Here is a 26,532-nt window from a genome sequence, read left to right on the forward strand (position 1 = left end):
AAGCCATAGTTGTGTATCTTACACGTCATTCAATAACTCATTGCATGATTGCTAATACGCCAAAACTTTTAACCGCAGGCATCCTGTGCCTGTTTCTAGCCTGTTCTATCAAAGATACCCATGAACAACCAGCGGCCCACCCCCTGTTCACTTTACTATCCACCGACAGCACGCACGTTACTTTCAATAATACATTAACGGAAGGGTTAAACACGAATGTGTTAATGTATGAGTACTTCTATAATGGCGGTGGGGTTGCAACCGGCGATTTGAATGGGGATGGGTTAGCTGATATTTATTTTTCCGCCAACATGGGCGACAATCAACTCTACCTTAATAAAGGTGCACTCCATTTTGAAGATATAACTGCTGCGGCAGGCGTAACCGGCCGCCCAGGCCCCTGGAAAACAGGCGTTACCATGGCCGATGTTAATGGAGATGGATTGCTTGACATCTACCTGTGTTATTCAGGCAAGCTGCGCGGCGAAAAAAGGATCAACCAGTTATTTATTAATACAGGCAATGATCAGAAAGGCTATCCGCATTTCAGTGAACAGGCGCAACAATACGGCCTGGCAGATTCCTGCTATAGCACACAAGCATATTTTTTTGATTCAGACCGTGATGGCGACCTGGATGCCTTGTTACTCAATCACAATCCCAAAGCGCTGGCAGTGCTCGATGAAGCCAGTACCGCCGCCATCCTGCAAAAAGATGATCCGGAAATTGGCATCAGGTTATTTCGCAACGACAACAACCATTTTACCGATGTTACCAAAAAAGCCGGGATCGTCAGTTCTTCTTTAACGTATGGCCTCGGTGCCGGTATTGCCGATATCAATGGCGATGGCTGGCCCGATATGTACATCTCTAACGACTATGCTGTGCCTGATTACCTGTACATCAATAACCACGATGGCACCTTTACCGATCAACTGCAAAAAAGCCTTGGTCACAACAGTCAGTTCTCTATGGGCAACGACATTGCCGATATCAACAACGATGCGCTGCCCGATATTTATACCTTGGATATGTTGCCCGAAGACAACCGCCGGCAGAAATTATTGTTTGCACCCGATAATTATGAAAAATTCGAATTGAATATCCGCACCGGTTTTTATTACCAGTATATGCGGAATATGTTGCAGTTGAATGTTGGAGGGGGCCGGGGGGAGGCCGGGCCTTTATTTAGCGAGATCGGCCAGGTGGCCGGCGTTTCCAATACCGACTGGAGCTGGGCGCCGTTGCTGGCCGATTATGACAATGATGGCTGGAAAGACCTGATGGTAACCAATGGTTACCTGCGCGATTTCACGAACCTTGATTTCATCAAATACATGAACGACTATTTGCAAAGCAAAGGTCGTTTGCAGCGCGAACAGGTGCTGGAACTCGTTCACCAGATGCCTTCATCGGATGTGACCAACTACCTTTTTTCGAATAATAAAAATTGCACGTTCAGTAATGTTTCTGCCCAATGGGGCTTCAATAAACCTACTAACAGCAATGGCGCAGCCTATGCCGACCTGGACAATGATGGCGACCTGGACCTTGTGATCAATAACATTAACCAGGCGGCTTCTGTTTACCGTAATGAAAGCCGTCAGCAAACCGGTTCGCATTTTGTGCAGATAAAGCTGAAAGGACTGCAAGGTAATACACAAGGTTTGGGCGCTAAAGTGATCTGTTACAGCAAAGCCGGACAGCAATACATAGAACAGATGCCTACGAGAGGTTATTTGTCTACAGTGTCGGAAACGCTGCACTTCGGTTTGGGAACCCAAACAAGCATTGACTCCATACGCATAATTTGGCTAAGCGGTAAACAACAAATGTTGCAAAATGTAAAATCCGACCAGTTGTTGGTGGTAGATGAAAAAGAAGCGAAGGACAATTATAAGATACAGCCAGCATCCCCTGCCCTGTTTACAGAAACAAATGCGCCTTTACCCTATAAAGCGCCGGTAACCGCCATAAACGACTTTAAACGACAACCCCTGCTGGTAAACTCGCTCTCCTTTTCGGGGCCCTGCCTGGTGAAAGGCGATGTGAACGGGGATGGACTGGATGACATTTATGCCGGAGGCGGAAGCGGTCAGGCGGCAGCGTTGTACCTGCAACAAAAAGATGGGCGCTTTATACAAAAGCCGCAACCCGGTTTTGAAGCCGATGCAAAAAGTGAAGATGCCGATGCTGCGATAGTTGATGTGAATGGAGATGGCTACAAAGATCTTTATGTGGTCAGCGGCGGCTATCATAATTATACACCCGGCGATGCCCTGTTGCAAGACCGGTTATACCTCAATGACGGCAAAGCCAATTTTACCAAAAGCAACAATGCTTTGCCCACCATGCTCGTAAGTAAAAGTTGTGTGCGGGTAAATGATATCAACAACGATGGTCACCCCGATCTGTTTGTTGGTGGCCGCGTAATTCCGGGCCGCTATCCCGAAACGCCGGAAAGCTTTATGCTCATCAACGATGGCAAGGGACATTTTACCAATCAGATCACTGCCATAGCGCCGACCCTGCAAAAAGCCGGCATGGTCACCGACGCGCTATGGATAGATATGAATAACGATACTAAAAAAGACCTCATTGTTGTGGGCGAATGGATGCCGGTAATGGTATGCATTAACGCCAATAACAAATTGCAGGACCAAACAAAAAACTATTTCAGCAACACCTACAGCGGCTGGTGGAATAAAATAACAACCGGTGATTTCAATAAAGACGGTCATCCCGATCTTGTGATCGGCAACCTGGGATTGAACACCCAATGCCACGTCAGTGATAAGGAACCTGCCGACATGTACTTCAAAGATTTCGACGACAATGGCGCCATTGATCCCGTGTTTTGTTTTTACATCCAGGGAAAATCGTATCCCTATTGCACCCGCGATGAATTGCTCGACCAGATAAGCATGATGCGAACGCGCTTTACCGATTATAAAGGGTATGCTGACCTCACACTTAAGGAAATTTTTACCGAAGAAGAATTGAAAGGCGCCGGGCATTTGCAGGCGAACTATTTGCAAACAGCGTATTTTGAAAGCAACGCATCGGGAAAACTACAACTGAGATCATTGCCCATACAGGCGCAGTATACCCCCGTGTATACCATTACTGCACTCGATTACAATAAAGATGGCCACGAAGACCTGCTCTTATGTGGCAATATGAATCAGGCAAGGTTACGTGCCGGTAAATACGACGCCAACTATGGCTTGTTGTTGCAGGGCGATGGCAAAGGCGGGTTTACAAATGTTGATCAACGCCAATCGGGATTTTTTATTAAAGGAGATGTGCGTTGTGTGCTGCCCATTAATAATTTGCTGATATTTGGCATCAACCAACAACCCGTAAAAGCGTATACTTTATCAAAAACGAGAAAGCCTGATGAAAAGTAGTATTCATAAAACCATTTACCTTATACCACTGCTTATGATTGGAATGGCCGGTTGTAAAACCCGTACGCAGGAACCGCCTGCGTTAACACCCGCCGTCATCAGCCAGGCAATTACGCAAATGACGGAGGTAATGATCCATGATATCACCAATCCACCATTGGCTGCGCGATTCTTTTCGTATGCCTGTTTAGCGGGTTATGAAGTGATAGCGCAAAATAATCCTGCTTTCAAATCAATGCATGGCGTGCTCAACGAATACCCTGAGCTTAAAAGATCAGACAGCATAAAACAGTACGATGTGCCGTTAAGCGCTGTGCTGGCCATCTTGCATACGGCGCAAAAAATGCAACCCACCGGTAAATCGTTGGTGGCATTTGAACAACGGTTTATTGATTCATGTCGCCTGTTGGGGTATGATGATGAGCTCATCAACAATTCAAAACGCTACGCCACGGCTATCAGCAAAAAGATCCTGGCATACGCCAAGGCCGATCGCTATAATAAGATCAGTAATTACACCCGGTACACACCGGTTGATAAAGAAGGTAGCTGGTATCCTACCCCACCGGCTTACCTGCCTGCGGTAGAACCGTATTTCAACACGGTGCGCACCTTTGCGTTGGATTCCTGTTCACAATTTATACCGCCGCCACCGGTTGCTTTTTCAACCGGTAAAAAGACAGCCTTCTACAAACTGCTATTACAAAATTATAATGATGGAAAGCCAGTGTCGGAGGAACAACGCGTTATTGCGGCTTTTTGGGATTGTAACCCATTTGCCATCCAGGACGGCGGCCACCTTATAACGAGCCGGAAGAAAATTTCACCGGGGGCGCATTGGCTGGGCATCACCGGTATAGCCTGTGAAAAAGCCGGTAAGCGTTTTGAAGAAACCATGCAGATCTATACCTGGGTTTCAGTGGGCTTAATGGATGCATTTATTTCTTGCTGGGATGAAAAATTCCGCAGTAACCGCATTCGCCCGGAGACGGCTATTCGCAAATACATCGATCCGCAATGGACGCCCATATTACAAACGCCGCCGTTTCCCGAATACCTGAGCGGCCATTCGGTTATCTCCTCCTGTTCTGCTACCATTCTTACTCATTTCTTTGGTGACCAATTTTCTTACACTGATGATGTGGAAGTGGCATATGGGTTACCGGCGCGTCGGTACAATTCCTTTCAACATGCAGCGCAGGAAGCAGCCATCAGCCGATTTTACGGCGGCATTCACTTTATGGATGCTATAGATAACGGATTGATAGTAGGGAAAAAAGTGGGTGATTGGGTAGTCAAGAAGATATAAGTTGCATTTTAGCGAGTAGTAAGTGGCGAGTAGCGAGTGGGTTTTCCTACTCGCCACTTACTACTAACTACTAGCTAGCTAACAGCTACTTTAATAACCACCTTCTTCACATACGCCGCCTTATCAATCATAATATTAGGCATATGCAGATCATGCGGGAAGAAAATTGCGAACATACCTTGTTGCAGTATGGAGAAGAAGGAAGGCTTCTCTGCGAACAACATATAATCAGCATCCGCATCATACGCTTTGGAAGGCGTTTGTTGTTGCAGGAGGTCATGACCAATGCGTTCAGCGCCAGTAAAGATATATTGAATGTCGGTATACTTTTTATGCGATTCCATTTGCTCACGCTCGGGCGCAACGGTGTCGTATTCATTCACGATGGCAAATAAATTCTTACCATCCAACTCATACTTCCCTTTTTCTACTTTGGAAAAATCAGTTTGTGCGAGGTATTCAAATGCTTTCCTGAACAGCGGGCCCTGGTTATAATACAAATGGGCATTTGACAGCAAATCGATGATCATCGGGTATATATATGTTTTATTGCGGCAGCAAGATACGGAAAAAGCCCCCTACCTCAACAACGTCACCATCCCTTTCTGGGTAACAAATCCGCAAATGGTAGCCGCCCTTATAACATAAGCGTACCCACCTGCCGCCAATGGTTTTCCATTCAATGTACCGTCCCAGCACCGGGCTGTATTGTTGGTTTCAAACACCATTTGTCCCCAGCGATTATATACCGAAAACTGTACGATGGTGGCATTGCCCCATCTGCGAATGCCAAAACAATCATTCTTCCCATCGCCATTGGGCGTAAAGGCATTGGGGACAACGAACCGCGGCACGCCGTCTTTCGACAGGTTTACGGTTACGGTGGCAGTTGACGAACAGCCGTATTGGTTAGTGCCTTTTACTACAAACAGGGTTGTACTGTCTATACTGACTTCCGGATTGGCAACAGCCGGATAATTGAGCAATTCAACCGGCGACCAGGTATAGCTTACTGCGCCGGTTGCAGTTAGCCGGGCAGTAGGCAAATTGCAATTGACGTCATTCGATTTTTGAGCAACTATCACCGGTAAGGGATTCACCACAATACGTGTAGTCATAGTGGTATCAACGCTGCAGGCATTATCTTTAATGTAAACACTGTAGGTAGTGGTTGCATCCGGTGCTGTAAATGGTTCAGCGGCCAAAGCATCGCTCATCAGGGCGGCCGGGCTCCAGGTGTATTCATCGCCACCCGATGCACGTAATTGAATTTGCTGTCCACTGCAGATCGATTGATTGGCGGACACTTTGAATGCCGGTGCATACAGGGAGATGGCTACAGAATCTTCAACCGAACATTTACTATCATTAGTTACGATTACTTTATACACCTGGTTTTTTGTTAATGTGGCAACCGGGTTGGCAACAGCCGGATCATTAAGGCCGGTTACAGGCGACCAGCTATAAGTTGTTCCACCTGTTGCATGCAATGGGATACTCGCTACCGGGGTGGCGCACACGCTTGTATCGTTCGAAATCGTTACAATAGGACCGGGCTGTATGGTAATTGTTTTTGATATACTGTCGGTACATTGGTTTATGTCCCATATTTTCAGCTTTACGATATAGTTTGCCGCAGTAGCATAACTATGTGTTGTATTTTGCGTTCCGGCAGTGGTGTTGTCGCCAAAAAACCATTGCCAGTTGCTTACCGGGTTCGTATTTACAAAACCAAATCCACCAAAGCCATGTTCCCTGCAATTGATCAGGCTGTCCTGTATTCTCACCGAATCAATATTCTTTTTGAACGGCACTGTTGATTGGGCGATGGCAAAGGAATTAATGACAATGCCGTTGATTCCCGGAGTTGAACCATACGCGTCGTTTCCATTATTGGTGTTTACACCGTTCATTCCGCCGGAAATGGCCACATTATATAGTGGCCAGGTAACCGCCTGCGGCAAAGCGATAAAACCGCCGCCCCCACCACCGCCGGAGCCATGCCGCCTGTTGTTTATGCTTACATGATCGGCGCCGTTGCCGCCTTTCACCTCCACGGTAACTGCATTTGTAATTGTTTGAATATCCGTTACAATGGTTCCGCCTGCGCCGCCACCGCTCATTCCATCAACACAGAGGCCGCCGGAACAGGCATATGCATTTTCACCATTTGCTTTTATGAAGTGGGAATTACCGGCTAGTGAATTAGCCCTGATAATAATAATTCCACCGCCGCTGCCCGAAGGAAATTCCATTAAATCGTTTCCATTGCCCATGCCTCCGCTGCCACCCATAAAAAGCTTATTCAGGGCAGCGCTGTTTTGTAATGGTTTACCACCTCTTCCACCAACAAATTCCGTCGTATTTCCGCAACCTTCCCATTGTTGTCCGCCATTGCCACCACCACCGGCATTGGAGCCGCCGCCACCACCGGCATTATGCCCGTTACCGCCTCCTCCGCCATTCGACGGGGCTCCTCTTCCAAAATTTTTTGAGGCAGAAAGCGCATGGATACCTTCTCCTTTTTCACCGCCCTGGTTAGTATTGCCGGGGTAATACCATTGTGTTTCATTGCAGGTAAAGCTCCTGCTGTTCAGCGGATATGTTCTTCTGAAGCCATTATTGCTTACATCTATATCTGCCTGTAAAGTGAGGGCATTCTGAACGGTAAAGGCCAGTACACCGCCTGATGCGCCATCCCAGGGTTTGCAGGTAAGTGTTGAAGTAACTGTTACATTATTATATGAGGGCACCCGAACCAATTGCACTTTACCTGCCGGAATATCGTATTTCCGTAACAGGGCATTCTTAAGTGTTATCAGGTTACCGGTTTTAGCTGCGATGAAATTGTATTCATAGTTGCCTGCATTTCTATAATCGGTAATTGTGCCAAATGAGGCTGTATTAGAAGAATCAATAACTGCACCTTTCATTTGAATAAGCAGAACGGTATCGCCTGTATTGAAACGCGACGCATCTGTTACCTCGAGGGTATTATTGCAAAGATGAGATTGAATAACCGGTGCATAGTCATTAATTGTTCCCCCAATCTGCGAAAAGGCTACAGGCTGTGAAAAAATGAAGACGCAAACAATCAGTAAGGGTATTAATTTGTACATGGGAACCGGGTCGGGAATAAAAATTACCAGACGAATATAATGAAAATAATAAGACCTGTCAGTGCTTACCCGACAGGTCTTATTATTTATCGTTTTGTCTTTATTTTAAAAGAAGATCTGGTACTGCAACACCACGCTGTTCTTTCTGGAACCATTTACTATTCCGGTGGTTGTGACTTCATAGGTTGGCCGGTTCTGCCAGTCGAGCGTAAACTTCGATTTATGACCATTGATCAAACAGTTGATGCCGGCATTGTACACATGCATTTGCTTATCCTGCAACTGATCAAACCGGGCGGCAGTGAATGTAGCATACGGCATGAAGCGGGCTTTGCTTTTCAAAAAGTTCTCGGGTAACAGGTATCCAAGCTGCGTATAAACAACCTGGCCGGTGCCAAACATTGGATAGGCATTGCCAAAAGTAGGTCCCTGGCCAACTAAAACAGTACGAGGTAAAACTGATCTGCCATTGGCCGGGTTCATAGAACCATTATAACGCAGGTAATTAGTGCCATAGTCGGTATTGAAAAATCCGGCATAGGCCGAGATCGCATCCTGTTTGCTGCTCAACGGCATGTCGAGAAAACTTTCTACTGCAAATAATTTCATATCCTGGTAAATGGTGTCGCCTACATTTCCAGATTTCCACATAGCGTCTTTTTGAAATATGCCACCTATGGCAATATTGAAGATCTTCTTCTTGCCCAGGTACGTACCCGTCATATAAGGCGTGGTGTGATTTTCATGATCAAAGAACTGGTACATCAAATAGGCCTGTGGTTGTAACGTATGCCCCACGCCGGCAAAAGTTGAGTAAACCCTGTTCGGTGTAACAGTCGACACATCAATACCCGATGAAGTAATGGGAAAAGGATCGCTCAGGATGAACCGGTAATCGAATTTACCAACCTGGCCCCGGGCATAAATGCTCAGTTTACGGCTGAACTCATCTGTTTGATCAACGGTTGACTGCGCAAACACCGGCACATCCATGGTCATAATGCTGCTAACGCTGGGTTGTGAGAACCGCGATAAACCATTGGCAATGGTAAGACCGCCACCTACTTTCAACTGGTTGCCTTTTGACACTTTGTATTCACACAAGGCGTCATGAAAAAAGGCCGCCAGTTTCCGGTTAGAACCTATATTGAACTGACTGTTGAAATTGTTCATGCCAAATTGAAAATAGATAAATACTTTATCTGTCAATTGTCCAAATGCCTGGATCCTGGTCCGGCGCAGACCAATATCAAACGAATTGTCTGTTAGTTTGTTTTCAACCGTTGTATATGGGTTATTCTCATTGAACCGTACCCAGGTCTGGTTCATTACAGTGAATTGAAAATAATGGCTTCCGCTTTCATTCAGGTTGAACTTCAGCGCATCTTTCTCCGGAGCTTGTGCAGGCGCTGGCGCTGCTGGTGAGGTAGATGTTCCCCCGGTTTCACCCGGTTGCTGGGCATTTGAATACAGTGATAACAAGAGGCAAAACACTATACATGTTGTTCTCATGGTAAGACTTTTGGTTTGTTTTCGGTTCGCGAATATAATAACGGAAACCGAAACCATGCCATGCTTCCAGCTTAAGTATGGTTATTCAATAGTTAATGAGAAAAATGCATATATTGGGGAAACACAAATCAGGAAGAAGAATATTAGTAATGGGCAAACAATCGAGCCACCCAATAAGGACCTGGGCGTGGTCATTTAGCGCAGCATTCGATAGAGGCGGAACAAAAGTAACTATTATTTTATTGAAATCATAATTTCTGAATTTCCGACACTACCGTCATTTCGCGATCGCAAAACCGGATGTTTTTGAAGCTTGTCTTGTCCTCCAGGTGAATAACGTATATTAGCGGCTTTAAAAGTTGCTCAATTTCTTCTACCAACAGGATGTTATAATCGAAATAAACCGATCTTACCTGTGCGCGCAGGTCCCTATCCATTTTGGCTTCATCGTACTGCCGTATGGTATGCAACCACTTGCCTTTCTTATCATAGGTCACCAGGTACAACACGCCGTTTTCAGTAAACCGGGCCCGGTACCCGTCTTTTATTTGATACCAGGCTTCATTATCAACATGCTGCCAGGTGCTTTTAAAATTCCTGACTGCTTTGATGGGAATATGCCGGAAATCGGCCATGGTGTTGTGGGGAGAAGAGGCGGGCTCATTCGCCAGAGCTGCTACATTTTTGTAATCCTGTTTTTTCATGTCAGGCTGGGCATGCGCCAACATAGTGGTAATAAAGAATACGCTACAGGCAACCAGGGGTACAAACAAATTTTTCATGTTGATTCAAAGGGTTAACACAGCAACAATCGATAGCAGGGCTTTTTTTAATGGTGCAACATGAGCTTATGACGAAATAGATACTAAGGAAGGAATAATGCAATGTTAACAGCTAAGAGGATGTCAGCAAGATACAAAACAATTTTTATGCCTGCAATTTTTTAAGCGTACTACCCACAATTAAAAGAGTCCCGCCAACGGCAGGACTCTGGTAGTGTTTATCTTAGGTGAGCTTCTTTATTTTCCTACTTTCAGTTCTACTTTTTGTACATCGGTTGAATTGCGGCCTACCATACATTCAAAGATACCATCTTCTACGACATATTGCATCTCGGCATTCCAATAAGCCAGCTTGCTGGCATCGATGGTAAAGGTAACCGTTTTGGTTTGTCCGGGCTCAAGGGTAATGCGCGCAAAATCTTTCAACTCCTTCACAGGTCTGGTTACACTGCTTATTTTTTGACGAATATACAATTGTACAATTTCATCGCCCTTCATGCTGCCCGTATTGGTAACGTCTACTTCAACAGTACCATACACTTCAGGAATTGAAGTCAAAGGCATGGATGCCAGTCCGGTCTTTTTAGTTGCAGTAGTTGTTGGCATTATCAGGCGGGGTTTTGAATAATTATAAGTCGTATAACTTAAGCCATGCCCGAAGGGGAACAAGGGCTTTTTTTCTTCTGCTACATAGTCAAAGAACCGCGCGCTGGGTTTATGGTTATAGAAAACAGGCACTTGTCCGGTTGATTTGGGATAGGTGATCGTAAGCTTTCCCGATGGATTGGCATCGCCAAACAGGATGTTAGCAAAAGCATTACCGGCTTCTTCGCCCATAAACCAGCCGTCTACAATAGCCGGTACATTCTGAACCACCCAGGGTATGGCCAACGGACGGCCATGCATTAAATAAACCACTACTGGTTTACCGGTGGCAACAATGGCTTTCACCAGTTCTTCCTGCTGGCTTTGCAAACGCAGATCGGCCATATCGCCAAAGTGATTGGGTCCCCAGGCCTCGCGCGACAATTGCTCGTTCTCCCCTATGGCTACCACTGCCACATCTGCCTGCTGTGCGGTCTTCACTGCTTCATCGATCAACTGCGCATTTTCTTCTTTTGAAGGAAAGATAATGGTATCGATGTACTGGTAATTGTTCTGGCTGATGGAATCGCCATTTACAGTAATGCGGCAACCTTTTGCATACAACACTTCCGCACCTTGTGCTTTATTCTTTATGCCTTCGAGCAACGAAACATTTTTGTTCGGCAAACCTGAATAATCGCCCAGGAAGTTTACGGCTGCCATGGGCCCTACTATTGCTATCTTTTTGTATTGATCTTTCTTAAGCGGCAACAGGTTACCAGTTGCAGTTCCAAATGGCGCATTCTTCAAAAGTACCATTGACTCTTCGGCAATTTTCAATGCCAGTTGACGGCCTTCGGTATTCGCTGCATTTTGTTTGGCCAGTTCCAGGTCAATAGGTTGCGTTTGTTCAAACAGGCCCAGCCTGAATTTCAGTTCCAGTATTTTGGCTACGGCGCTGTCAAGCTCTTTTGTACTGATCTTGTTTTCTTTTACCAACGCGCCCAGGTGGCGGTAATTAACGCCATAAGGCAGGTCGGTAGTTACGCCGGCATTGAATGCTTTAAGCGCCGCCGCTTTTTGATCAACCGCTATATAATGTTTATTCCACAACTGATCGATCCCGAACCAGTCGCTTACCACAATGCCATTATAACTCCATTCTTTGCGCAGTACATCTTTCAGCAACCATTTATTGGCGTGGGAAGGCATACCATCTATTTCATTATAAGAAGCCATGATACCGGCGGGGTTGGCATATTTAACACAGAGGCGGAACGGTTCCATATGCGCTTCGCGGATAACACGTACAGAATAGTTGGCGGGCGCCTGGTTGGTGCCACTCTCCGACTGGCCGTGTCCGGAGAAATGCTTTAGGGTGGCCGCTACATGATCGGGAGCAATTACGCCATTGTTGCTGCCCTGGAAACCTTTTACGATAGCGCTGCCCAGCATACCGCATAAATAAGGATCTTCTCCCAGCGTTTCACCGGTACGCCCCCAGCGCGGGTCGCGGCATACATCCACTACAGGCGCCAGCACCATACTGGTTCCCCGTACACGTGCCTGTTTGGCGGCGTGGGTGTATATTTTCTCCAACAGGTTCATATCCCAGGAGCAGGATAAACCAATGCCATGCGGGAACACATCAACCTGGCGCTGTACCAGTCCGTGGTGGGCCTCATCTATAAAGATGATGGGAATGCCAAGCCTGGTTTTCGTACGTAAATATTCCTGCAAGCGGTTGCGGGCGGCAATGGTTACTTCCATGGTTTCGTCAAAAGCCGGGTTAATCATGCCCATGCCATTCTTGTACAGGGAATCTAATTTGGGCGTATTATTAAATAATTTATCATCCAGTTTGGGCCGGCCGGCGTGCATGGTTTGCAACTGGGCCACTTTTTCTTCCAGCGTCATGCGGGAGAGCAGATCAGCTACCCGTTTGGCTACGGGTTGTTTAGGATCTTTGTAAGCAGGTTGTTGCGCATAAGAAAAGCTATGGCAACAAAAAAGACAGGAAACGACAAGCGTAACAAATTTCATTTTCAACAGTTAATTTATTAGATAAGCAAATGGTCATGTCGCCTCATACTTTCGCGTGAATATGAGACCTAACAAACGGGTTCGAATGAAATTTGGTTGGGGGATTGCTTAGAAGAGCCTGAAGGTAGGAAAAAAAATGAAATTGGCTGAAACTGTATCCGATATGTCAATCTCCCATAATATTATATAGGTTCTGCGCTTTTTGTATACATGCAATCAGCACATTGTTTGAATATTTGTCAACATATTCACCCAGAATTTGATGTTTTTTCATTTTTAACCTCACTATTAGAAAAAACACACATAAAACCCTTATAATCTGACTATATTTTAAGAATTTTGCAACTTGATTTAAATTATATAAAATGAGCAAAACCCCCGCTGCATTATTCGACAAAGTATGGGATTCGCATGTGGTCAGGCATATAGAAGATGGCCCCGATGTGTTGTTTATTGACCGGCATTTTATTCATGAGGTGACCAGCCCGGTAGCATTTTTGGGCCTGGAAAGCCGGGGATTGAAAGTGATGTTCCCCGAGAAAACCTTTGCAACAGCCGATCATAACACCCCCACCATTAACCAGCACTTGCCCGTTCAGGACGCATTATCTGCCAATCAGTTGAAGGCCCTGGAAAGCAATTCGGCTAAATATGGTATTTCACACTGGGGACTGGGCAATCCTAAAAATGGTATTGTGCACGTTGTGGGTCCCGAAAACGGTATTACCCTTCCGGGTATGACCATCGTTTGCGGCGATTCGCATACTTCTACCCATGGTGCATTTGGCGCTATTGCATTTGGTATCGGTACTTCTGAAGTTGAGATGGTACTTTCTTCCCAATGTATTATGCAGCCCCGCCCCAAGAAAATGCGCATTAACGTAAACGGCAAGCTGGGTAAAGGCATTACGCCCAAAGACGTGGTGCTGTTTATTATTTCAAGACTCACCGCTGCCGGTGCAACCGGTTATTTCGTAGAATTTGCCGGTGATGTTTTTGAGAACATGAGCATGGAAGGTAGGATGACCGTTTGTAATATGAGTATTGAAATGGGCGCCCGTGGTGGGATGATCGCTCCTGATGAAACCACATTCGCCTATATTAAAGGCCGCGAAAAAGCGCCCAAAGGCGAAGCCTGGGATAAAGCGTTGGCTTTCTGGAAATCGCTGAAAACCGAAGAAGGCGCTTTCTTTGATAAAGAACATACTTTCAGCGCTTCCGAAATTGAACCCATGATCACCTACGGAACCAATCCGGGTATGGGTATTGGCATTACCAAACGCATTCCTAGTGCAGAACAAATTGGCAGCGGCCAGGCCAGCTTCGACAAATCGTTAGCCTATATGGATTTCCATGAAGAAGAAAGCATGCTGGGCAAGAAAGTTGATTATGTGTTCATTGGTAGTTGCACCAACGGCCGTATTGAAGATTTCCGCGCGTTTGCTTCTGTGATAAAAGGCCGTAAAAAAGCCGATCATGTTACAGCCTGGATAGTGCCCGGTTCGCACATCGTTGAACAGCAAATTAAAGAAGAAGGCATTCTGGATATTCTTACAGAAGCCGGCTTCCAGTTGCGTCAACCCGGTTGTTCAGCCTGTCTGGCGATGAATGATGACAAGATCCCCGCCGGCAAATACGCTGTGAGCACCAGCAACCGCAACTTTGAAGGTCGTCAGGGTCCCGGCGCAAGAACCATGCTGGCCAGTCCGCTGGTAGCGGCTGCAGCTGCGGTCACAGGATTTGTTACCGATCCGAGAGAGTTGATCTAAATGCAGTTTCTAGTTTTTGGTTTATAGTTTATGGTTCATTATTGCCGCACTCGCGGAGTGATTGAAGCCTTCCGGTCGTTTGAACGGGAACAACCAGAAACTAAAAACAATAAACCAGAAACAGTAACTACAAACCACAAACAACAAACGACAAACAGAACAATGGCTTACGATAAATTTACAGTACTAAAGAGCACCGCGGTACCTATGCCTATCGAGAACGTAGATACCGATCAGATCATTCCGGCCCGTTTCTTAAAAGCCACCGAGCGCAAAGGATTTGGCGATAACCTGTTTCGCGACTGGCGCTTTGAAGGTGACGGCACGCCTAAAAAAGATTTTGTACTGAACAATCCCATTTACACCGGTAAAATACTGGTAGGTGGTAAAAACTTCGGAAGTGGAAGTAGCCGTGAGCACGCCGCCTGGGCCATCTACGATTATGGATTCCGTTGCGTAGTGAGCAGCTTTTTTGCCGATATCTTCAAGAACAATTCATTGAACATTGGCATATTACCGGTACAGGTAAGCGAATCGTTCCTCGATCAGATATTCAAAGCAATAGAAGCCAATCCCAAAACGGAGCTGGAAGTAAACCTGGCCGAGCAAAAGATCTCCATCGTTGGCGGTGCATCAGAATCATTTGAGATCAATGGCTACAAGAAGCACAATATGATGAATGGCTTCGATGATATCGATTTTCTGCAAAGCCTGAAATCTGATATCCAGTCATTCGCAGTAAATAGCATCTATTAGAAATTAAAAATTAATAATGAGGAATAAGAAATGAAAAAGTAAAAGCCCGGAGTTTTACTTTTTCATTTTTAATTTTTAATTCCTCATTCCTCATTTAGTATGTCTAGTGACCAGCGACGCATAGAGATTATGGATACCACACTCCGCGATGGTGAACAAACCAGCGGCGTGTCGTTCTCCCCTACCGAAAAGCTAACGATTGCCCAACTGCTTTTAACAGAAGTAAAAGTTGACCGCATTGAAATTGCATCGGCGCGTGTAAGTGAAGGTGAATTGGCCGCCGTAAAAGCCATTACCAAATGGGCAAAGGCCAATGGTTTATTAAACCGGGTAGAGGTGCTCACCTTTGTCGATGGCGATGTGTCTATTCAATGGATGCAGCAGGCCGGCGCCAAAGTGATGAACCTGCTTACCAAAGGCTCGCTCAACCACCTCACCCACCAGTTAAAGAAAAAACCCGAGCAACATTTTGCTGAAGTAGCGGAAGTGATCAGCCTGGCCAGGAAAAAAGGACTGGAAAGCAACGTATACCTCGAAGACTGGAGCAATGGTATGCGCCACTCGCGGGAGTACGTATTTCAATATCTCGATTTTCTGCAAAAGCTGCCGATCAAACGCGTCATGTTACCCGACACCCTGGGTGTACTTACCCCCTCGGAAGTAAAAGAATACATTTCGGCTATTGTAGAACGCTATCCCAATACACATTTTGATTTTCATGCACATAATGATTACGACCTGGGCACTGCCAATGTACTGGAAGGCGTAAAAGCCGGCGCGCATGGCATTCATCTTACCATTAATGGTATGGGAGAAAGAGCGGGTAACGCGCCTCTTGCCAGTGCGGTTGCCGTGCTGAACGATTTTTTACCGGAAGTAAAAACTTCGGTGGCAGAAGCATCGCTGTACCGCGTAAGCAAGCTGGTAGAAACCTTTTCGGGTTTCCGCATACCGGTTAACAAACCGGTGGTGGGCGAAAACGTGTTCACGCAAACAGCGGGCATCCATGCCGATGGCGATAAAAAGAACAAATTATATTTCAGCGACCTGATGCCGGAGCGTTTTGGCCGCCAGCGCAAGTATGCACTCGGCAAAACCAGCGGCAAGGCCAATATTGAAAATAACCTGGCGCAATTGGGTATTCAGTTAAGTGAGCCCGATCTGAAAAAGGTAACGCAGCGCATTATTGAACTGGGCGACAAGAAGGAAGTGGTTACACAGGCCGATCTGCCGTATATCATTTCCGATGTGATCGACAGCAAGAACATTGAAGAAAAAGTACGGATCGATAATTACGTACTCACCCATACCAAAAGCCTCCATCCTTCGGCAACACTGAAGATCTCGATCAACGGCGAATTACATGAAGAGCATGCGCAAGGCGACGGACAATACGATGCCTTTATGAATGCGCTGAAGAAAGTATATAAAAAGTTGAAACAGGACCTGCCTGTGTTAACGGATTATGCAGTGCGTATTCCGCCCGGGGGCAAAACAGATGCCTTGTGCGAGACCGTTATTACCTGGAAAAGCGCTAACGGGAAAGAATTCAAGACCCGCGGGCTGGATAGCGATCAAACGGTTGCAGCGATAAAGGCGACGCAGAAGATGTTGAATCTTATTTAAGGGATAGAGGGAACGAGGCATAAAGGCATAGAGGCAACGGGGGAATACATTTTAATGAGGATTGCGAGTGGGCTAACATTTTTAACCCAAACTTGCAAGCATGACAAACGTAAGAACTTATAGAGATTTGATTGTTTTGCAAAAGTCAATGATATTAGTTACTGACATTTATTCAGCCTCAAAGTCATTTCCAACAGATGAATTATATTCGCTACGAGCCAGTTACGGCGATGTGCAATATCAATCCCAAGCAACATTGCCGAGGGTTATGGAAGAAATTCTACAGCCGATTATAAGCGTTTTTTACAAATTGCTACAGGTTCTTTATTTGAATTGCAAACACAAATTGAAATTGCAGCTAACCTGAAGTATCTTGCAGCAGAAAAATTCAATGCTTTGTTTAATGAAGCAAAGGAAATTGAATATATGTTGATAGCTTTAATAAAAAAAATTTAAGAGTAAAAGGATAAATAAGACAGGCTGTGGCTTATTGTATTTCCTTTATGCCTTTATGCCTTGTTGCCTTTATGCCTTTAAAAATTAAAATATGGCAAATAAAAGAATCTTAATTGTACCTGGAGATGGAATAGGCCAGGAAGTTACCGCAGTTGGTAAAAAAGTTTTAGATAAGATCGCTGCAAAATTCGGACACACATTTACATACGACGAAGCATTGATCGGTCACGTGGCCATTGAAGCAACTGGAAATCCCCTGCCGGATGAGTCACTTGAGAAAATGCGCAAATCAGATGCCGTGTTGTTTGGCGCTGTAGGGCATCCCAAGTACGATAACGACCCGTCTGCCAAAGTACGTCCTGAACAAGGACTGCTGAAAATGCGTAAAGAACTGGGCTTGTATGCCAACTTACGTCCCATTAAATTATTCGATGAATTGTTGGGTGCATCCAGCATTAAACCCGAAATATTAAAAGGCGCCGACATCTTATTCTTCCGCGAGCTTACCGGTGATATTTATTTTGGTGAGAAAGGCAGAAAGAACAATGGCGATACCGCTTACGATGTTGCTGAATACAGCCGTTACGAAGTAGAACGCATTGCCCGCAAAGCATTTGAAGCTGCCCGTACCAGAAGAAAGAAATTATGCTCTGTAGATAAAGCCAATGTAATTGAAACCAGCCGCCTGTGGCGCGAAGTGATCCAGAAAGTAGCAAAGGATTACCCCGATGTAGAAGTGGAGCATCAGTTTGTAGATGCTACGGCTATGCTGCTGATAAAAGATCCCCGTCGATTTGATGTGGTGGTAACCGCCAACCTGTTTGGTGATATCCTTACCGACGAAGCATCGCAAATTGCAGGCTCAATGGGTATGCTGGCATCAGCTTCAGTTGGCGATGGAACAGGCGTATACGAACCCATTCACGGTTCAGCGCATGATATTACCGGTAAGGGCGTAGCCAATCCGCTGGCATCTATATTATCAGCCGCATTGTTGCTGGATATTTCATTTGGCATGAAAGCCGAATCAGAAGCGGTTATCAGTGCAGTAGATAAAGTGTTGAAAGCAGGTTTCCGCACCCGCGATATCGCCGATGCACAAACTCTGGCCAACAAAATATTAGGTACAGACGCGATTGGCGAAGAAGTGTTGAAGTTTTTGTAATTCGTCTTAGGACGTAATATAATTAAAGGGTCTTCTTTGCAGGAGACCCTTTAATTATATTACGTCGTATGATATTGATTAATAAATTGAGCAGAAAGCCCGCTATCGCAGGGCTAAAAATCTTCTATTACGGTGTACTTGGATACATTCTTCTGCCAATGTTAAAATCGAGGATAATTTTCAACCTTTATAAATTGCACCTTCACCTTTTTATTCTTTACATTCTTAAGCAGTACAGACTTTTCGAGCTTTCTTTTTCTATTGTCATAATTAAACCCATCCTTGAAGGCTAAGTCTGGCATTTGAAATACGATATTTTCTTTCTTGAGATAAGCAGACAGTTCTCCGCCATCTCCATCCAGGAATATTAACCCATCGTATTTATTGACCAATTGTTCAAATGTACTGCCAACCTTTATGCTATCTGCAGTATAAAATTTAGGTGAATTAGTTGTGATACTGATCGCATTTTTTTTGTCAGGATCTGCTTCTATTGATATAAAATGATTTTTATTCAGGTATAACGTATTGCGATCTTTTTACAGGGTAAGCAAATTGTGCTAAATAAGTTAAGCGGTGACTAGTATACTGTTGGCGTTTGTGTTAATCTCAATAATAAAAACAGGCGGTTACATGATGGCAGTATGTAGCGAAGGCAACAAAATAGAGTTTTCTAAATTCTATGCTCTATGCCTTTTTGCCTCCTATCCTTGCCCTTTTTACCTCTTTGCCTTCGTCTAAACGCCAAATAAGCTAATCATTCTGGTAGAATGAGGTAATTACGTAATTTATATCTCTTTAATTTAGGTGATCCTTTACCACAGGAGCTTGTCCATATGAAGAATTTAAAAAAACAACTGCAACAGGGCGCCACGCTGCATGGCTGCTGGCTGAATTTAGGCAGTTCGGTAACTGCAGAGATTGTAGGATTATCAGGATTCGACTGGGTGCTGATAGACCTTGAGCATGGCGCGGGAACCGAAAAGGATGTTTATCATCAATTACAGGCGTTGGAACATACACCGGCCGCTGCTGTGGTACGCATCGAAAGCTCTCAGCGGCAACGAATACATCGCATACTCGATATGGGCGCTGAAGGCATTATGTGCCCCCGCATTACCAATACAGCAGAAGCGGCTGCTGTAGCCAGCGGATTGCATTATCCGCCCGATGGCACCCGCGGTGTTGCCAAAATGGTTCGGGCCACCGCATTCGGACAAAATTTTCAAAACTACTATCAACAGGCAAAGGAAAATATAGTTGGCATTGTTCAGATAGAAACTACCGAAGTGCTTGACCACCTCGATGAAATTGCCGCCCTGGATGGCATTGATGTTTTATTTATTGGCCCTGCCGATTTAACCATGGCCCTCGGCATCTTTGGCCAGTTCGATCATCCGCTGTTCATCGATGCGGTAAAGGCAACAGTGAATGCCACCAATAAGGCTGGCAAGGCAACGGGCATATTATTCTTTAATCCTGCCGAATATGCCCGCTACAACAGCATGGGCATACGCATGATCGCCTGTGGCGCCGACGCCACCTTTGTAGCCGATGCCGCCCGCAACATGGCCAATACATTACAAACAATGAGAAGCTCAGGAAAAACCGGCCTGTCATGATGTTATTCATTACAGAACCTGCCGTTATATTATTTGTCGGTATCATCATAGTAGCCGGTGGCATCATCTGGCTAAAACTGCAACCGTTCCTTGCCCTTTTACTGGGGGCGCTGGTGGTTGCTATTATGACACCCGCTTCGGCAGTTGAGCAATACGCATTATCGAAAGGCGCTACGGTGGCATCAGCCCTTCAACAAGCGAACCGGAGCGCCGGTGAAAGAGTGGCGCTGGAGTTTGGCAATACCTGTTCAAAAATAGGCATCATCATAGCCATGGCAGCCATTATCGGAAAATGTTTGCTGGAAAGTGGCGGCGCAGAACGCATTGTACGATCGGTTTTACGGCTTACTGGTTTAAAAAAAGCGCCGGTAGCATTTATAATAAGCAGTTTTTTTGTGGGCATTCCCGTGTTCTTTGATGCCGTTATCTTACTCATGACGCCGCTGGGGAAAACGATCAGCATACGCATGGGGAAAAATTACCTGCTGTTCATTCTTGCCATCGCCGGCGGCGCAGCTATGGCCAACTCACTGGTGCCACCGGCCCCGGGGCCTTTGTTCCTTGCAGGCGAAATGCATATTGCCATGGGCACCATGATGATCGCCGGCATTATACTGGGACTTTTTACCATTACAGCAGGTTATTATTACGCCGTGTGGGTAAACAAAAAATGGCCCGTTGAAGTAAGGGATTCAATCGATGCAAAACTGGAAGATATCAGGTCGGTTTCGTTACAGGAAACAAAACAGCTTCCGCCCCTATGGCTGTCGTTATTGCCGCTGCTGATACCATTGGTGTTTATCTGCGCCGATACAGCACTGCACTCAATACACGGCGGCAAAACCGCCACGGTATCTTCTTCGTTGTTTGTACAAAAACTGGCAGCAGTAATAAAATTCCTGGGCGACAGAAATATTGCCCTTGTCATTGGAGCGCTCATAGCATTATTAATTCTGAGGGTACACAAAAAAGAAAGCAGGGCCGGTTTAAGCGCATTTGTTCAGGGAGCCGTAATCAGCGCGGGCGGCATTATACTGATCATTGCAGCCGGCGGCGCGTTCGGCGGTATGCTGCAGCAAACGGGCATCAGCCAGCGCATTGCCCTGTGGACAAAAGATTATCAGATGGCATTGATACCGATGGCGTTTTTTATTACCGCCATTGTGCGCACAGCGCAGGGATCGGCCACGGTGGCACTGATAACAGCATCAGGCATTTTATCTGGATTAACACATAATACGGATCTGCCTTATCATCCATTGTACTTAGGGCTGGCCATTGGCTGTGGATCGAAATTAATACCATGGATGAATGATGCCGGGTTCTGGCTCATCTGTAAAATGAGCAACCTTACCGAAAGAGAAACATTAAGAGCATTTGCACCTATGCTGCTGGTGATGGGACTTGCGGGATTGATCCTTATTATGATTGCAGCTAAGTTGTTGCCATTGGTTTAATATGGAATAGCAAATGTGCAATGATGAATGTAGAAGGTGTTTTTTTCTTCAACATTCGAGATTCAACATTCAATACCCGACATTTATTAGAGGGTTTGGAAGAAATTTTAAAATTTAAAGTGAAGCATCAATATGGAAAAGATTGGATTCATTGGATTAGGCATCATGGGTAAGCCCATGGCATTGCACCTGGTAAAAGCAGGTTATCCTGTATGTGTATTGCAAAAAAGTAAAGCCGCTGCAGAACTGGTTGAAGCAGGCGCCAGGGTATTGGCTACCGGTAAGGCCATAGCGCAGGAATGTGACATTATTATCACCATGCTGCCCGATTCGCCCGAAGTACTGGAAGTAGTTACCGGGCAGGAAGGAATATTGGAAGGCGTAAAGGCCGGGAGTTTGTTTATCGACATGAGCACCATTGCGCCGTCGGCCGCCAAAGAAGTTTTTCAGTTGTTACAATCAAAAAGCGTTGAAGCGCTGGATGCCCCCGTATCGGGCGGACAGGTAGGCGCTACAGCAGCTTCTCTTTCTATAATGGTGGGCGGTACCGCCGCTGCTTTTGAGCGGGCCCTGCCCCTGTTCAAAGCAATGGGAAAGAATATTGTGCACATCGGAGAAGCAGGCGCCGGACAAATGACAAAAGCCTGCAACCAGATGATCGTGGGCATGACCATAAATGCCGTGGCCGAAGCCTTTGCCCTGGCGAAAAAAGCAGGCGTTGATCTGGAGAAAATGCGTGAAGTGCTGCTGGGTGGTTTTGCGCAAAGCCGCATACTCGATTTACATGGTAAAAGGATCATTGAAGAAAACTTTACGCCCGGCTTCAAAATAAAACTGCATCGAAAAGATATGAATATCGCGCTGCAGGCCGGAAAAGATTTTTCGGTTCCGTTATATGGCACTGCACAGGTTAGTGCGCATATGGATGCATTGATAGCACAGGGCAAAGGCGAATGGGACCACAGCGCTATTGCCTGGCTCATACAACAGTTGTCGGGAATACAATAGTTACCAGGGGCCTGGAAACCGGTAACCGGTAACGGCCTATCGCCACCCGATTAGAATCATTAAATCCAACTCTTAGTTTATACCTTCATATGAAAATAAAAAATGCCCCCCGCATCAGGGAAATGATCGTAACGCCAATAGCTATTACAGATCCACCCTTATTGAATGCAGCAGGCTTACACGCGCCTTATGCATTGCGCACCATTGTTGAACTGATCACTGATGATAATATTTCGGGCGTAAGTGAAATTCCGGGTAATATAAGCATCAACGAGGCCCTTGAATCGGCCCGTCCTTTAATAATAGGACAATCGCCCATACAGCTAAACAGCATTGGCCGCGAGCTGGAGAATTATTTCGGCAAAGAAACTGCCGCGCAACGCGGCGATACGCCCTGGGACCAGCGAAAGCTGGTGCATATTTTCAGCGCTATTGAAGTGGCCTGCCTCGATATCATAGGAAAAATTACCGGCCTGCCGGTGGTTGACCTGCTGGGTGGCAAGATGCGCGACCGTGTTCCCTTTGCGGCCTATCTTTTTTATAAGTACGAAGGCGCCGGCGGTGAATTGGGATTTAACATCGATGAAGAGGCCACGGGATGGAGCGCCGCCCGTCAGGCTAAAGCGCTGGACCCCGAAGGAATTGTACAACAGGCAAAAGCCATGTGTAATGAATTCGGTTTCCGTTCTATTAAATTAAAAGGCGGTGTATTTGAACCGGCCCGGGAAACAGCCGCCATATTTGCCTTACGCGAAGCCTTTGGCGCGCATATTCCATTACGTATTGACCCAAATGCTTTGTGGACGGTTGAAACTTCTATCCAATACGGCCGTAAAATGGAAGGCATCATCGAATACCTTGAAGATCCTACGAGAGGTCAGAAAAATATGTCGCTTGTACGGCAGGCGCTTAAAACACCGCTGGCGACTAATATGTGCACCACCTCCTTCGACGATATACCGGCCAGTGTTGCTATAGGCGCCGAAGATATTATTCTCAGCGATCATCATTTCTGGGGCGGGTTACGGTCCTCTATGGAATTATCAAAAATATGCGGCACGTTCGGGCGGCGTCTTTCCATGCATTCAAACAGCCACCTGGGCATATCGCTGGCGGCTATGGTTCACCTGGGAGCCGCCCTGCCCCATTTGCCCTACGACCTCGATACGCATTATCCCTGGCAGTCGGATGAGGTGATCAGTGCGGGCCGTTTTGCCTTTGAAGACGGCGCCGTTGCTGTTCCTTCAGCACCCGGTTTAGGCGTAGAGCTTGATAAAAAGGCGCTGGTACGACTTCATGAAAATTATAAAAAATGCGGATTAACCAAACGCGATGATGAAATAGAAATGCAAAAAGTAGTGCCGGGCTGGAAGTTTGAAGCAGTGCGGTGGTAAAATTAATTGTCAAAAATATTGCCGGATACCCAGATACCCGCTGCAAATATCAGGTACAGCCGTTTGAGCGAAGAAGTACTGAAATCTTTAACCCGCAAACACGTTAACTATGGGGCCGCTATACCAATGGCCCCATTTTTATTAATAACCGGTAAGAACATCTACACTTATATTGCCAATAATCAACAAACCACTGAATTAAAATAACCTGTATATTATTTTCATTACAATTATTAAGGTTGCATAATTAATAAGTGTTATAAAATATATAGAACGGCTATAAAATACTACTAAATGGTAATGTATAGTCATCGAAATTGTGTGTAATATTGCCTGTTATATTACCAACCAAGCATTCCCGTTCATTCCCGTTTAATCTATTGTATCCAACAAAAGTGTGTTGCAATACCTGAGGGGTATCCATTTATATTATATCTGGGTGTTACTACCTTAAAAGAAAAGAACAATTTATGGATGACAATCAATTCCTTACTCCTGCTGAAAACGGGCAGCCATTTTCATTCAAAGATGTTTTTAATGAGTTATATCCCTGGCTATGCTTTTATGCCCAATCGCTGGTATCAAGCAAAGATGAAGCGCAGGATATTGTGGCAGAATGTTTTGCCAAATTATATGGCAAAATGGATGCGTTCAAAAGCAAGGGCGATATAAAAAACTATCTAGTTGCCATTATAAAAAATGCCTGTATCTCTTATTTAAGAAAGCAGAAAACAAAGATCAAGTACGATAATTACCTGAAATACATTCAGCCGTTTTCTGAAGACAATATGGAGCTACCTGCTTATGAAGCGGAAATCATCCAAAAACTCTACCTGGAAATAGACAAATTGCCCGAAAAAATGAAACAAGTATTTAAACTCACTTACCTGGAACGGATACCCAGAGATGAAGTGGCCAGGTTATTAAATATTTCGCCCAATACAGTAAAGGGGCATAATGCAAGGGCTATGGAATTATTGCGCATCGCATTCAAAGACAAAGACTTAATCATTTTACTCATTATTATTTCCTGTAAAATTTTTAAAAATTAAAGCGGTATTTACACCACCGCTATTTTTTTTTAAAAAAAGGGTAGTACAAAAAGTAATTGAATGCGTTCCTTCTTAAAAGTAAGTATATGTGAAGCCAGTTTGCGGGGTGCCGTAAAATTTATACTTACAGCAAATGCAAAGCTGAGCAATTATGTCCATAGACCAGAACACCATACCACATTTAATATATCAACATATTCAAGGGGAATTAACCGAAAATGAGCAAATCGTTTTGAATGAATGGCTTACCAGGCCTGAAAACAGGGAGTTTTTCGACAACATGACCGATTCTGCATATCAGAACGAAGCCCTTGCAAAAATGCATGCTCATGTGATGGATCTGGAAAATGGAAGAGAACTTGTAAATGAAAAAATAAAACGTAATCAAAAAACAAAACGCCTTTGGACAGGGGTAACTATCGCAACAATCGCAGCTTCCATATTGATCGTACTTTCTTTTGCACTTTATTTCTGGTTTAATGATGAGAAGGGATCTGGGAAAACAGCAACTATACATGAAAACCAGGATCAACTGCAAACTGATATTGCGCCAGGTTCCTCAAAAGCTACGCTAACCCTGGCCGATGGACGACAGATCGTATTGGATAGCATGGCCCCTGGACAAATAGCCCAACAAGGCGGAACTGATATAATTAACAATGCCGATGGGCAACTGGTATATAATGTTACTAATCGTACAAATACAGGGGATGATATTCTTTATAATACCCTCAAAACGGAAAATGGGCAAACTTACCGTGTTGTATTGCCCGATGAAAGCCAGGTTTGGCTGAATGCAGCATCTTCCATTAATTACCCGGTTTCCTTCAGTAATAAGGAACGACGGGTGAAGATCAGAGGAGAAGCTTTCTTTGAAATTAAGCCGCTGGCACAAAATCAGGGAGAGAAAGTGCCATTTTTAGTAACAGTTGAAGACTCTGCAGGCAATACCAGTGAAGAAGTTGAAGTGCTCGGCACTCAATTCAATATAAACGCGTATAAAGATGAAAAGAACATTACCACTACTTTATTAGAAGGTAAAGTAAGAATTAAGAATGGAAAGAACGTAGTTCTTAGCGAGCCCGGGCAGCAGGGTGTATTGTGGAAAGCAACCGGAGATATTGATATTGCCAGGGAGGTTAATATAGACAAGGTAGTGGCCTGGAAAAAGAACTATTTCTATTTTGACCGTGACAGCCTGGCAACTGTGATAAAGCAGATAGCCCGGTGGTACGATGTTTATTTCGTAATTGATAAACGACTATCCGATAAAACATTCAGTGGAAGGATCATGCGCAATATGCCATTGTCAAAGATCCTGGAAAAAGTGGAAATGACCAGCGGTGTGAAATTTGACATTTATGAAGGAAAAAGAAGTTTTACGATAAGTCCTAAGCCTTAAACATTCGTTCTTCCATTCCGGTTATAGCAGTCTGCCAACCGTCTGGCTTTTAAAGGCGAAAGCCA

Annotated in this window: 19 protein-coding genes; 14 read left to right on the plus strand and 5 right to left on the minus strand. The window is 45.1% G+C overall.

Going from position 1 to position 26,532, the window contains the following annotated elements; genetic code table 11:
* The first annotated feature begins 44 nt into the window (after positions 1–44).
* Both FAM09_RS11770 and FAM09_RS11775 read left to right on the plus strand, forming a co-directional pair.
* Positions 45–3,410 (plus strand): VCBS repeat-containing protein, encoded by a 3,366-nt coding sequence (locus tag FAM09_RS11770; protein WP_136577318.1) that lies wholly within the window; start codon positions 45–47, stop codon positions 3,408–3,410.
* Entirely contained in the window at positions 3,400–4,719 is a 1,320-nt protein-coding gene (locus tag FAM09_RS11775; RefSeq protein WP_136577319.1) for a vanadium-dependent haloperoxidase, read from the plus strand. Before FAM09_RS11770 ends, FAM09_RS11775 begins: the two co-directional genes overlap by 11 nt.
* Before the next feature lie 74 nt (positions 4,720–4,793).
* Here FAM09_RS11775 and FAM09_RS11780 read toward each other — a convergent pair whose 3' ends face one another.
* From FAM09_RS11780 to FAM09_RS11800, 5 genes are all read right to left on the minus strand, one after another.
* Positions 4,794–5,249, minus strand: a complete 456-nt coding sequence (locus FAM09_RS11780) for a YhcH/YjgK/YiaL family protein (protein ID WP_136577320.1) — start codon at positions 5,247–5,249, stop codon at positions 4,794–4,796.
* Between the two features lie 48 nt (positions 5,250–5,297).
* Positions 5,298–7,838 (minus strand): T9SS type B sorting domain-containing protein, encoded by a 2,541-nt coding sequence (locus FAM09_RS11785; protein ID WP_136577321.1) that lies wholly within the window; start codon positions 7,836–7,838, stop codon positions 5,298–5,300.
* A gap of 105 nt (positions 7,839–7,943) precedes the next feature.
* On the minus strand, positions 7,944–9,350 hold the full coding sequence (locus FAM09_RS11790) for a hypothetical protein (RefSeq protein WP_136577322.1): 1,407 nt from the start codon (positions 9,348–9,350) through the stop codon (positions 7,944–7,946).
* Between the two features lie 248 nt (positions 9,351–9,598).
* Positions 9,599–10,132 (minus strand): hypothetical protein, encoded by a 534-nt coding sequence (locus FAM09_RS11795; RefSeq protein ID WP_136577323.1) that lies wholly within the window; start codon positions 10,130–10,132, stop codon positions 9,599–9,601.
* A 237-nt stretch (positions 10,133–10,369) separates the two neighbouring features.
* Positions 10,370–12,760 carry a glycoside hydrolase family 3 N-terminal domain-containing protein gene (locus tag FAM09_RS11800; RefSeq protein ID WP_136577324.1) on the minus strand — a complete coding sequence of 797 codons (2,391 nt, stop codon included), beginning with the start codon at positions 12,758–12,760 and terminating at the stop codon, positions 10,370–10,372.
* Between the two features lie 365 nt (positions 12,761–13,125).
* On the opposite strand from FAM09_RS11800, the gene leuC reads away from it, so the two are divergent.
* The 12 genes from leuC (at position 13,126) to FAM09_RS11860 (ending at position 26,467) form a co-directional block, all read left to right on the plus strand.
* The gene (gene leuC / locus FAM09_RS11805; protein WP_136577325.1) at positions 13,126–14,529 is read left to right on the plus strand and encodes a 3-isopropylmalate dehydratase large subunit; all 1,404 of its coding nucleotides are present in this window, start codon (positions 13,126–13,128) and stop codon (positions 14,527–14,529) included.
* A gap of 162 nt (positions 14,530–14,691) precedes the next feature.
* Complete coding sequence (leuD, locus tag FAM09_RS11810) at positions 14,692–15,285, plus strand: 3-isopropylmalate dehydratase small subunit (RefSeq protein WP_136577326.1); 594 nt, start codon at positions 14,692–14,694, stop codon at positions 15,283–15,285.
* A gap of 99 nt (positions 15,286–15,384) precedes the next feature.
* A complete protein-coding gene (locus FAM09_RS11815) occupies positions 15,385–16,911 on the plus strand; it encodes an alpha-isopropylmalate synthase regulatory domain-containing protein (RefSeq protein ID WP_136577327.1) in 1,527 nt (508 codons plus the stop codon).
* A gap of 255 nt (positions 16,912–17,166) precedes the next feature.
* Positions 17,167–17,367 (plus strand): four helix bundle protein, encoded by a 201-nt coding sequence (locus FAM09_RS31650; RefSeq protein WP_449406775.1) that lies wholly within the window; start codon positions 17,167–17,169, stop codon positions 17,365–17,367.
* Between the two features lie 91 nt (positions 17,368–17,458).
* On the plus strand, positions 17,459–18,532 hold the full coding sequence (gene leuB / locus FAM09_RS11825; protein WP_136577328.1) for a 3-isopropylmalate dehydrogenase: 1,074 nt from the start codon (positions 17,459–17,461) through the stop codon (positions 18,530–18,532).
* Positions 18,533–19,368: 836 nt separating this feature from the next.
* Entirely contained in the window at positions 19,369–20,154 is a 786-nt protein-coding gene (locus FAM09_RS11830) for an HpcH/HpaI aldolase family protein (protein WP_136577329.1), read from the plus strand.
* Entirely contained in the window at positions 20,151–21,611 is a 1,461-nt protein-coding gene (locus FAM09_RS11835; RefSeq protein ID WP_208025548.1) for a GntP family permease, read from the plus strand. Before FAM09_RS11830 ends, FAM09_RS11835 begins: the two co-directional genes overlap by 4 nt.
* Before the next feature lie 132 nt (positions 21,612–21,743).
* A complete protein-coding gene (locus FAM09_RS11840; RefSeq protein WP_136577330.1) occupies positions 21,744–22,619 on the plus strand; it encodes a 2-hydroxy-3-oxopropionate reductase in 876 nt (291 codons plus the stop codon).
* Positions 22,620–22,708: 89 nt separating this feature from the next.
* Positions 22,709–24,013, plus strand: a complete 1,305-nt coding sequence (locus tag FAM09_RS11845; protein ID WP_136577331.1) for an enolase C-terminal domain-like protein — start codon at positions 22,709–22,711, stop codon at positions 24,011–24,013.
* Positions 24,014–24,019: 6 nt separating this feature from the next.
* Complete coding sequence (locus FAM09_RS11850) at positions 24,020–24,220, plus strand: hypothetical protein (protein WP_136577332.1); 201 nt, start codon at positions 24,020–24,022, stop codon at positions 24,218–24,220.
* 263 nt (positions 24,221–24,483) lie between these two features.
* Positions 24,484–25,065: an RNA polymerase sigma factor gene (locus tag FAM09_RS11855; protein ID WP_136577333.1), complete on the plus strand. Its 582-nt coding sequence runs from the start codon at positions 24,484–24,486 to the stop codon at positions 25,063–25,065.
* A gap of 151 nt (positions 25,066–25,216) precedes the next feature.
* Positions 25,217–26,467, plus strand: a complete 1,251-nt coding sequence (locus tag FAM09_RS11860; RefSeq protein ID WP_136577334.1) for a FecR family protein — start codon at positions 25,217–25,219, stop codon at positions 26,465–26,467.
* Positions 26,468–26,532: the final 65 nt, after the last annotated feature.

It is taken from the genome of Niastella caeni (assembly GCF_004834005.1).
Classification (GTDB): Bacteria; Bacteroidota; Bacteroidia; order Chitinophagales; family Chitinophagaceae; genus Niastella; species Niastella caeni.